This is a genomic window from Enterobacter sp. 03-F-07-AD-ECC (assembly GCF_047530935.1).
GTDB lineage: Bacteria > Pseudomonadota > Gammaproteobacteria > Enterobacterales > Enterobacteriaceae > Enterobacter > Enterobacter cloacae.
Map to the genome: position 1 here is coordinate 63,991 of NZ_JBLKBZ010000021.1, position 9,470 is coordinate 73,460.

7 protein-coding genes, 1 rRNA gene and 1 pseudogene are annotated in these 9,470 nt (G+C 54.7%); 3 read left to right on the forward strand and 6 right to left on the reverse strand.

Annotated elements, in window-relative coordinates:
• Positions 1–3: 3 nt before the first annotated feature.
• From bcsA to bcsR, 3 genes are read right to left on the reverse strand one after another with little or no spacing between them, the layout of a single operon-like run.
• Complete coding sequence (bcsA, locus tag ACMWKA_RS21330; protein WP_029883686.1) at positions 4–2,619, reverse strand: UDP-forming cellulose synthase catalytic subunit; 2,616 nt, start codon at positions 2,617–2,619, stop codon at positions 4–6.
• Positions 2,616–3,368, reverse strand: coding sequence for a cellulose biosynthesis protein BcsQ (gene bcsQ / locus ACMWKA_RS21335; protein WP_013099219.1), 753 nt, complete (start codon positions 3,366–3,368; stop codon positions 2,616–2,618). The genes bcsA and bcsQ overlap by 4 nt, the downstream gene beginning before the upstream one ends.
• A gap of 11 nt (positions 3,369–3,379) precedes the next feature.
• Positions 3,380–3,568, reverse strand: coding sequence for a cellulose biosynthesis protein BcsR (gene bcsR, locus ACMWKA_RS21340; protein ID WP_013099220.1), 189 nt, complete (start codon positions 3,566–3,568; stop codon positions 3,380–3,382).
• 173 nt (positions 3,569–3,741) lie between these two features.
• Between bcsR and bcsE the strand changes: the two genes are divergently transcribed.
• The 3 genes and pseudogenes from bcsE to bcsG all read left to right on the forward strand — a co-directional run bounded on the left by bcsE (position 3,742) and on the right by bcsG (position 7,166).
• Positions 3,742–5,304: a cellulose biosynthesis c-di-GMP-binding protein BcsE gene (bcsE, locus tag ACMWKA_RS21345; RefSeq protein ID WP_414760588.1), complete on the forward strand. Its 1,563-nt coding sequence runs from the start codon at positions 3,742–3,744 to the stop codon at positions 5,302–5,304.
• Complete coding sequence (gene bcsF, locus ACMWKA_RS21350) at positions 5,298–5,495, forward strand: cellulose biosynthesis protein BcsF (RefSeq protein ID WP_250021348.1); 198 nt, start codon at positions 5,298–5,300, stop codon at positions 5,493–5,495. Before bcsE ends, bcsF begins: the two co-directional genes overlap by 7 nt.
• Positions 5,488–7,166 (forward strand): annotated as a pseudogene (gene bcsG, locus ACMWKA_RS21355) (cellulose biosynthesis protein BcsG). The gene bcsF and the pseudogene bcsG overlap by 8 nt, the downstream one beginning before the upstream one ends.
• A gap of 101 nt (positions 7,167–7,267) precedes the next feature.
• On the opposite strand, the gene birA reads toward bcsG, so the two are convergent.
• The 3 genes from birA to rrf form a co-directional block, all read right to left on the reverse strand.
• Positions 7,268–8,230, reverse strand: a complete 963-nt coding sequence (gene birA, locus ACMWKA_RS21360) for a bifunctional biotin--[acetyl-CoA-carboxylase] ligase/biotin operon repressor BirA (RefSeq protein WP_013099224.1) — start codon at positions 8,228–8,230, stop codon at positions 7,268–7,270.
• The gene (murB, locus tag ACMWKA_RS21365) at positions 8,227–9,255 is read right to left on the reverse strand and encodes a UDP-N-acetylmuramate dehydrogenase (protein WP_058680820.1); all 1,029 of its coding nucleotides are present in this window, start codon (positions 9,253–9,255) and stop codon (positions 8,227–8,229) included. The genes birA and murB overlap by 4 nt, the downstream gene beginning before the upstream one ends.
• 126 nt (positions 9,256–9,381) lie before the next feature.
• Positions 9,382–9,470: ribosomal RNA gene (rrf, locus tag ACMWKA_RS21370) — 5S ribosomal RNA — on the reverse strand; the annotation flags it as partial.

Sequence of the window (9,470 nt, forward strand, 5' to 3'; positions counted from 1 at the left end):
TCATCATTGTTGAGCCATAACCGGGTCCGCCTGCTTCGCCTCATCCCGCTCAGGACGACGAGGAATGAACGACACGACCCAGGAAACCAGCGAAGTAAGTGACCGGAAAATTATTTTCACCGACGACGGGGCAAATTCTGCAAGGTGACGATAGCCACGGAACCCCAGCTTCAGAATATCCAGCAGGCTTTCCAGAGGTTTATCTTCCGGGAAGCTGTCCTGCCAGAGAGCCCACGTATCCGCGCGGGCAAACGTACACTGCACAAAATCAATATGTTGCTTCCTGGTCAGCGGCATCAGCTGCAGACCCACTTCATTGCCTGCCACACGCACAACCTGTGTCGGGAAGACATACTCCTGCTGGCCACGCTTAAGCAACAGGTTAACCTTCTGCCCTTCCAGCACCTTCGCCTGACCGTTGATTTTGATACCCAGACCACCGTCGGAGAAGTCATGAACGGTACAGGAGAAGAGATGACCATCTTCACGGGCTATCGCCGCAGGCATGCTGATTTCAACACGATGCGCGCGACGTACCTGCTTGCTCTCCACTGATACCGCCACTGCGCCGCCAAGGATAATCAGGTTGTAAAATACCCATGCCATACTGACGAACACCGTCAGGATTTCGTTTTCCGGACCGTAGAAGTAGCGCCAGATACCGGCAATCACCCCCACAATGTTCAGCAGCACCAGGAAGATGTACGGACGGGAGATCACCCAGTCGACATACTCCTCTTCCACCAGGCCACCCTTCGCGGTGACGTTAAACTTGCCTTTATGCGGGTTAATCAGCGCGACCATCGTTGGCGGCGCGATGTACCAGGCCAGCACCGTTTCGTAGATTTCACTCCAGAATGAGTGGCGATACTTGCCCTGAATCTTCGAGTTGGTCAGGCTCGCGTGGATCATGTGCGGCAGAACAAACAGCGCAATCATCAGCGCGGGCGCGTAGATGATATAGGCGTGAAGAAGCAGGAACGCCAGCGGCGCGGTCAGGAAGATCAGCCGCGGAATACCGGATAAGAAGTGGAACATGGCGTTGACATAGCACAGACGTTGCGCCAGCTTGAGGCCTTTACCCAACAGCGGGTTATCAAGACGGAAAATTTGTACCATCCCGCGCGCCCAGCGAATACGCTGGCCGATATGCGCCGACAGGGATTCCGTCGCCAGACCGGCCGCCTGAGGGATACGCATATAGGCCGAGGTATAGCCGCGACGGTGCAGGCGTAGCGAGGTATGGGCATCTTCAGTGACCGTTTCAACCGCGATGCCGCCAATTTCATCCAGCGGTTTACGGCGGATAACCGCACAGGAACCGCAGAAGAAGGTCGCATCCCACATGTCGTTGCCGTCCTGCACCAGGCCATAGAACAGCGTGCCTTCGTTCGGGGTCTTACGGAAACGGCCGAGGTTACGTTCAAACGGATCCGGCGAGAAGAAATGGTGCGGCGTCTGCATCATCGCCAGCGCTTTCTCTTTCAGGAACCAGCCCATCGTCATCTGCAGGAACGAGCGCGTCGGCACGTGGTCGCAGTCAAAGATGGAGACAAACTCCCCTGTCGCATACTTCAGCGCGTTGTTGATGTTCCCGGCTTTGGCATGTTCGTGAGAGGTACGGGCGATATACTCAACGCCCACCTCTTGCGCGAACTCACGGAACGCGGCCCGACCGCCGTCATCCAGGATCCAGATTTTGAGCTTATCTTTGGGCCAGTCGATACCCAGCGCGGCGTAAATGGTATTTTTCACCACGCTCAGATCTTCGTTATAGGTCGGCACAAAGAGATCGACAGTCGGCCACTGCGACGTATCTTTTGGCAGCGGAACCGGCTGGCGGTTGAGCGGCCAGATCACCTGGAAATAGCCCAACACCAGCACGATCCAGGCGTACGTTTCAGCAAACAGCAGCACCAGACCGCATACCAGACTGACCGGGTCATCCCAGTTCAGCGTTGAGGTATAACGCCACCAGATATAGCGGCAGGAGACGGTCAGTGATAACACAATCAACATCAGGGCGGAGAAGCGCCCCGGTATACGCCGCACCAGCAGCGCCACGCCCCACAGCAGGATCAGGAAAGTGAACTGCGCCAGCGGGTTAAAGGGTTGCGTGATACAGACCAGCGCCAGAATGAGCGAGAAGACAACAATCACGCCCAGAATAAAACGCCGTAAACCCGGATGCAGATGCCCGAGTTCTTTATGGTTATCCAGATGGCTGGTCTTATCGCCCACGCGGTCAGGCAGCCTGTCCAGCCACTGATGATAGCGTTCGCGTAAAAGCTGGACCCGGCTGAAGCTGCGCCAGTGCGGCGTCTTTTTCTCCTGCCGCGGCGACGTAACCACCAGCCAGATGGCCTGAATGATGTACCGCGCCGGATCTAACGGCCGTGGACGGTCAGGATTAATGTGCGGATACAATTCACTGTGTCGCGCACGAATGCGCTGCCAGCGGGGGTGCTCGAGGGGGATGAACATCCAGGCCAGAATCATCCAGAAACAGCCGAACGCGGCGCTAAATGCCGAGGCACCATGCCGGCGATAATGCCGGTAATGGTCGCTTAAACGCGAACTGACCGGCGGGATGAGTAACCAGCTGGCGAGTCGACTCATACCGTACCCCTGGCAGGATCCGCCTCTTGGGCGAAGTGCAGCAGACACCAGTTCGCCAGCGTCAGGATCTCTTCTGCCGCCAGCGAATCACTACGATACTCGCCAAGTGGCTGTTTGGAGGCGAGGCATTCCGCCATCCCCTCATCACGATGGATCACAATCGGCAGCAGACGACGCTGGCTTTGCAGCCAGACCTGATACAGATCGTCCTGGATCTGGCTGCCAATGCGTAAATCGTTAATCAGGATATGGCTATTCTGGGGCAATCCCTGCTGATGTAGACGGATATGGCAATTAGCATCGACATTCACAATGGAGAGCACGTGGTCGCACTGGGCAATCAGCTGTCGGGTCAGCGTGCCGGCACCGTGCGGCAGATCCAGCAGGATCCACTGATAATGGCCTTTTTCTTTGAGGCTCTGCAGCGCGAGTGTGAATTGCGAAAATAAACGCTGATAGGCGGCTTCATTCTCACGCTCTGTCGTGGTCAGTTGACCAAACGGCAGGAGATCGAGCTGGGAGGTGTAACGCAGACCCGCATCACGCCAGTCTTTATCATCAAGCAACGCGCGGGCCCAACCCTCTGTACGGGTAAAGTCGACGTTAAATGACATACGCAACAAATTGTCGGCGCAGGCGTCAATCACCAGCACCGATTCACCTAAAAGCTGTAATGACCACGCCAGCGCCGCGGTAACGGATGTTGTACCCACTCCACCACGGACGCCCTGTAATCCGAGTATGGCCATCAATGGCTCCCTTATTGTTGTTGGGTAAATTCAGCTAATAACGGCCAACGTTTAATAGCCGCAGCCAACTGTTCCCGCTGGGAAATATCGGTGTAATCTATTTCAGGTAAAGAAAAGGCCTGCGTCAGCGCCAGAAAATCGTTTTGGAATGTGTAACCCAGGGTCGAATCGACTGGGGTTCCGGGTTCGTTATTATCCATTTTTTTCCATCCCTTTGAGTATCATTTTACTCTCTGAAGTCGCGAGGCTTCCTGCCCTGTGAAATTTCATTTACATGCTAAATCTGATGCTCTTTAATTTCAATGTTAGGTTTATTTCTACGCTTTCGCTAGTAAACTGATATACAGATAAATTAGACGAAAAGAGGGACACCGTGGACTCCATATTTTCTATTGGCATCCAGTCATTATGGGACGAATTGCGCCACATGCCAGTCGGAGGAGTCTGGTGGGTTAATTCGGATCGTAATGAAGATGCTATCAGTCTGGTAAACCAGACAATTGCCGCGCAGGGTAAGGACTCCCGGGTCGCTGTCATTAGTATGGGCGAAGACCCGAAGCAAATTATTACGCTTGAGCGAGACCGCGGTCCACAGACGGTACGCTTGTTTTCCATGCCGTCGGAAGTAGATAGTCTATACTATTTGTCCCGCGACATTCAGTGTTCCATCAATCCAGACCGCTTTTTATTGATTCTTAAATGTTCACATAACGCCCTGCAAAATATCCCGACGGAGAAACTGCTGCAGTGGCTGGAAAAAATCAATAAATGGGCAAAATTTCAAAATTGCACGCTATTGATAATCAATCCCGGCAGTAATAACGACAAGCTGTTCTCACTTTTAATGGCGGAGTATCGCTCGCTATTCGGCCTGGCGAGTCTGCGCGACCAGGCGGGCAGCTATCTCTACGATATTGCATTCTGGTGTAATGAAAAAGGCGTGAGCGCCAGACAGCAGCTTACGCTTAAACATATTGACGGCGAGTGGCACCTTGCCCAGCAAGAAGAAACCGTGGTGCAACCGCGCAGCGATGAAAAACGGATCCTGAGCCATATTGCGGTACTGGAGGGGGCGCCCGCGCTGTCTGAAAACTGGTCCCTGTTTGAGTCCAATGAAGCGCTTTTTCATGAAGCCCGCACGACGCAGGCGGCAACCCTTGTTTTCTCGCTGATGCAGAACAATCAGATTGAAACGCTGGCACGACAAATTCATACCTTACGTCGTCAACGCGGCAGCGCGTTAAAAATTGTGGTACGCGAAAACAATACCAGCCTGCGTGCCACGGATGAGCGTCTGCTTTTGGGCTGTGGCGCAAACATGGTTATCCCGTGGAATGCCCCTCTGTCACGCTGCCTGACGCTTATCGAAAGTGTCCAGGGGCAGCAGTTCAACCGCCACGTACCGGAAGATATTTCCACGCTGCTTTCCATGACGCAGCCGATGAAACTGCGTGGTTATCAGAAATGGGATACCTTCTGCGATGCCGTTGGCAACATGATGAACAACACGCTGCTTCCTGCAGACGGGAAAGGGGTAATGGTTGCCCTGCGTCCTGTACCGGGGATCCGCGTGGAACAGGCGCTCACCTTATGCCGCCCGAACCGTACCGGGGACATCATGACGATTGGCGACAACCGCCTGGTACTGTTTTTGTCTTTTTGTCGGGTGAACGATCTCGATACCGCACTGAACCATATCTTCCCGCTGCCTACCGGGGATATTTTCTCAAACCGTATGATTTGGTTCGAAGACAATCTGATCAGCGCTGAGCTGGTGCAGATGCGTGCCCTCGCGCCTGAAAACTGGGTGAAACCGCTGCCTGTCACGAGCGATATCAAACCGATCCTCAATGCACGGCATGACGGCCATATCTGGCGTCGGGTTCCGGAACCCCTTCGCTTATTAACTGAGAATGGGGAGAACGCACCATCATGAATATCAGCGATATCATTCAACTGGTTGTATTCTGTGCGATGATCTTTTTCCCGCTTGGTTATTATGCACGCCATTCACTGCGCCGTATTCGCGATACGGCCAGAATGGCGTTTGGCAAACCTCGCTATGTCAAACCAGCCGGAACACTGACACGGGCAACACACGTCAAGGCAGACCGAAAACATGACTAACTCAACTTATACCGCTTCGTCACCATCGCCTCTGTGGCAATACTGGCGCGGCCTTTCCGGCTGGAACTTCTACTTTCTGGTGAAGTTTGGTCTGCTGTGGGCTGGCTATCTGAACTTCCATCCTCTGCTGAACCTGGTGTTTATGGCCTTCCTGCTGATGCCGCTGCCCAATATCAGGCTGCATCGCTTGCGTCACTGGGTTGCCATCCCGCTGGGTTTTGCGCTGTTCTGGCATGATACCTGGCTGCCGGGGCCGGACAGCATCATGAGTCAGGGTTCGCAGGTCGCCGGGTTTAGCGCCAGCTATATCCTCGACCTGACCGAGCGCTTTATTAACTGGCAGATGATTGGCGCGGTCTTTGTGCTGCTGGTTGCCTGGCTGTTTCTGTCACAGTGGATCCGCGTCACGGTGTTTGTCGTTGCCATTATGATTTGGCTGAACGTTCTGACGCTGGCTGGGCCAAGTTTTTCCCTGTGGCCTGCCGGTCAACCGACCAGCACGGTGACCACCACCGGAGGAAGCGCGGCAGCAACCGTTGCTACGGCAGGCGACACGCCGGTGGTGGGCGATATTCCAGCGCAGACCGCACCGCCGACCTCAACCAACCTGAATGCCTGGCTTTCCAGCTTCTACACCGCGGAAGATAAGCGTCAGACTAAATTCCCGGATGCACTCCCGGCAGATGCTCAGCCGTTTGAACTGCTGGTAATTAACATCTGCTCCCTCTCCTGGGCTGACGTTGATGCGGCTGGTTTAATGTCGCACCCGCTGTGGTCGCATTTCGATATCCAGTTTAAAGACTTTAACTCTGCCACCTCGTACAGCGGCCCGGCGGCCATCCGCCTGCTGCGAGCAAGCTGCGGCCAGCCATCGCACAAGAATTTGTATCAGCCCGCTGGCAACCAGTGTTATCTGTTCGATAACCTGGCGAAACTGGGCTTTACGCAGCACTTGATGCTGGGGCATAACGGTCAGTTCGGTAACTTCCTGAAAGAGGTACGTGAAGAAGGGGGATGCAGGCACCGCTGATGGACCAAACCGGGCTGCCGGTCACGCTGCTGGGCTTCGACGGCTCGCCAGTCTATGACGATACCGCCGTGCTACAGCGCTGGTTGCAGACCATTGAAAAAGACAGCAATCCGCGCAGCGCCACGTTCTATAACACCCTGCCCCTTCACGACGGTAACCACTTCCCGGGCGTGAGCAAAACGGCGGATTACAAAGTGCGTGCGCAGAAGTTCTTTGATGAGCTGGATGCGTTCTTCACTGAGCTGGAAAAATCTGGCCGTAAAGTGATGGTGGTTGTCGTTCCGGAGCACGGTGGGGCGCTGAAAGGCGACAGAATGCAGGTGTCCGGCCTGCGCGATATTCCCAGCCCGTCCATTACCAACGTGCCGGCCGGGATTAAATTCTTTGGTATGAAGGCACCGCATCAGGGCGCACCGATTGAGATCACTCAGCCAGTCAGCTATCTGGCCATCTCTGAGCTCGTGGCCCGCGCGGTCGATGGTAAGCTGTTTGTGGAAGATAGCGTGAACTGGGATCAGCTCACCAGCAATCTGCCGCAAACCGCGGAAGTGTCAGAGAATGCGAATGCGGTTGTCATTCAGTACCAGAACAAACCGTACGTTCGCCTGAACGGCGGAGACTGGGTACCTTATCCGCAGTAAGTTCTCCAGACCCTCTTCCCCTCGGGGAGAGGGAATGATTGTTCCGCGAGCCAGACGAGCATTTTCAGGCTCGCGGAATATCCTCTAGGGCGCATACTCATTTATTCAGCGCTGCGCAGGGAGATCTCACCGCCCACCCAGGGCTTGATGACGCCATCCTGCTCCAGGAGCAGGGCACCCTGTGCATCAATGCCGCGAGAGATACCGTAGATCTCCTTATCACCAATCAGCAGTTTCACCGGCCGGTTGATAAAGTTATCAAGTTTTTCCCAGCGAGACAGGAACGATGCCAGCCCTTCCTGTTCAAAGAGAGACAAGGAGGTACGCAGCTCTTTAATCATACGCACGGCAAGCGTGTTGCGATCGATGGTGATCCCCGCTTCCTGCAGGTTGGTCCACGCCTGATTCACCACATCGCTTTGCACATTTCGCATTACCATATTGAGACCGGCACCAATGACAATTTGCGCCGCATCGCCTGTTTTTCCCGTCAGTTCGACCAGAATACCGGCAAGCTTACGATCGTTCAGGTAAAGGTCGTTTGGCCATTTTACCCGTACTTTATCCGCGCCAAGCTCGTGCAGAACTTCCGCCATAACGATACCAATCACCAGACTCAGACCCACTGCGGCGGCAGGCCCCTGCTCAAGGCGCCAGTACATGGAAAGATAGAGGTTTGCGCCAAACGGCGAGAACCACTTACGCCCGCGACGGCCGCGCCCGGCCTGCTGGTACTCTGCAACGCAGGCATCCCCTGATTCCAGCTCGCCTATCCGCTCCAGCAGGTACTGGTTTGTCGAATCGATGACCGGCAATACGGCCACGTTACCCTGCCCTATCTGGCTGCGGATGAGTTCTTCATTCAGGAGCTGAATAGGCTCCGGCAGGCTGTAGCCTTTTCCGGGCACGGTGAAGACATCAACCCCCCAGTCGCGGAGGGTCTGAATATGTTTATTAATGGCAGCACGGCTCATGCCCAATTGCTCGCCTAATTGCTCGCCAGAATGAAACTCACCGTCGGCAAGGATGCCAATCAGGGTTAACGGGATGGTATTGTCCTTCACGCGATAGCCTCCACAGCATTCACTTCACCCGTACGACCAATGAAGCGGACTTCCGGCTCCAGCCAGACGTTAAATTTCTCACCCACTTGCTGACGCACATGGTGCGCCAGTTGCACTACGTCGTCGCTGGTCGCATCGTGTTGATTGATCAGCACCAGTGCCTGCTGACGGTGAACCGCTGCGCCGCCCACGGCAGTACCTTTTAACTGGCACTGATCGATAAGCCACCCTGCGGCCAGCTTCACGCTGCCATCCGCCTGCGGGTAATGCGGGGCAGTAGGCCATTTAGCCAGCAATGCTTTCGCGTTTTCGCTGCTTATGACCGGGTTTTTGAAGAAACTGCCGGCATTTCCGTTTACTTTGGGATCGGGCAGTTTGGTCATGCGCATATGGCAAACCGAGTCAAACACATCGCGAGGGGTGACGGTTGCCGGATCGAGGCGCGTTAAATCACCATAGGTCAGCACCGGCTGCCAGGTTTTGGACAGACGCAGGCCCACAGCGACAATGACGTAGCGATCCTGATATTCATGTTTGAAGATGCTGTCACGGTAGCCAAAACGGCACTGCTCTGCCGTTAAACGCTGAGCCGTACCGGTCGCCAGCTCAATGCAGTCGACATAGTCGCACACGTGTTTGAGTTCGATGCCATACGCACCGATATTTTGAATGGGCGATGATCCCGCGCAGCCCGGGATGAGAGCCAGGTTTTCCAGTCCCGGCATCCCTTTTTCGAGGGTATATTGCACCAGTTGATGCCAGTTTTCGCCGGCACCTACGCGCAAACGCCAGCTATCGGCGCACTCTTCGACCTCAATTCCCATGATGCGGTTAATAATGACCGTCCCGGCAAAATCATCGAGAAACAGGACATTGCTGCCTTCGCCCAGAATCAGTACAGGTTCGTTGTTTTCTGTTGCGCGTTGCCATGCATCCAGCAGTTGCTGGGCCGTATCGGCGCGTACAATGTGATTAGCATTCCGTTGAATACCAAAGGTATTCCAGGGCTTAAGGGAGTGGTTCATAGGCGCTATCCTGATGCAAAAACGCAGGTAGTTTACCGTATAAGCAGTACGTTGTGGGGGATTAGTTTGTGCAACGCAGAAACGCAAAAAGGCCATCCTTTCGGATGGCCTCTTCACTTATTTGATGCCTGGCAGTTCCCTACTCTCACATGGGGAGACCCCACACTACCATCGGCGCTACGGCGTTTCACTTCTGAGTTCGGCATGGGGTCAGG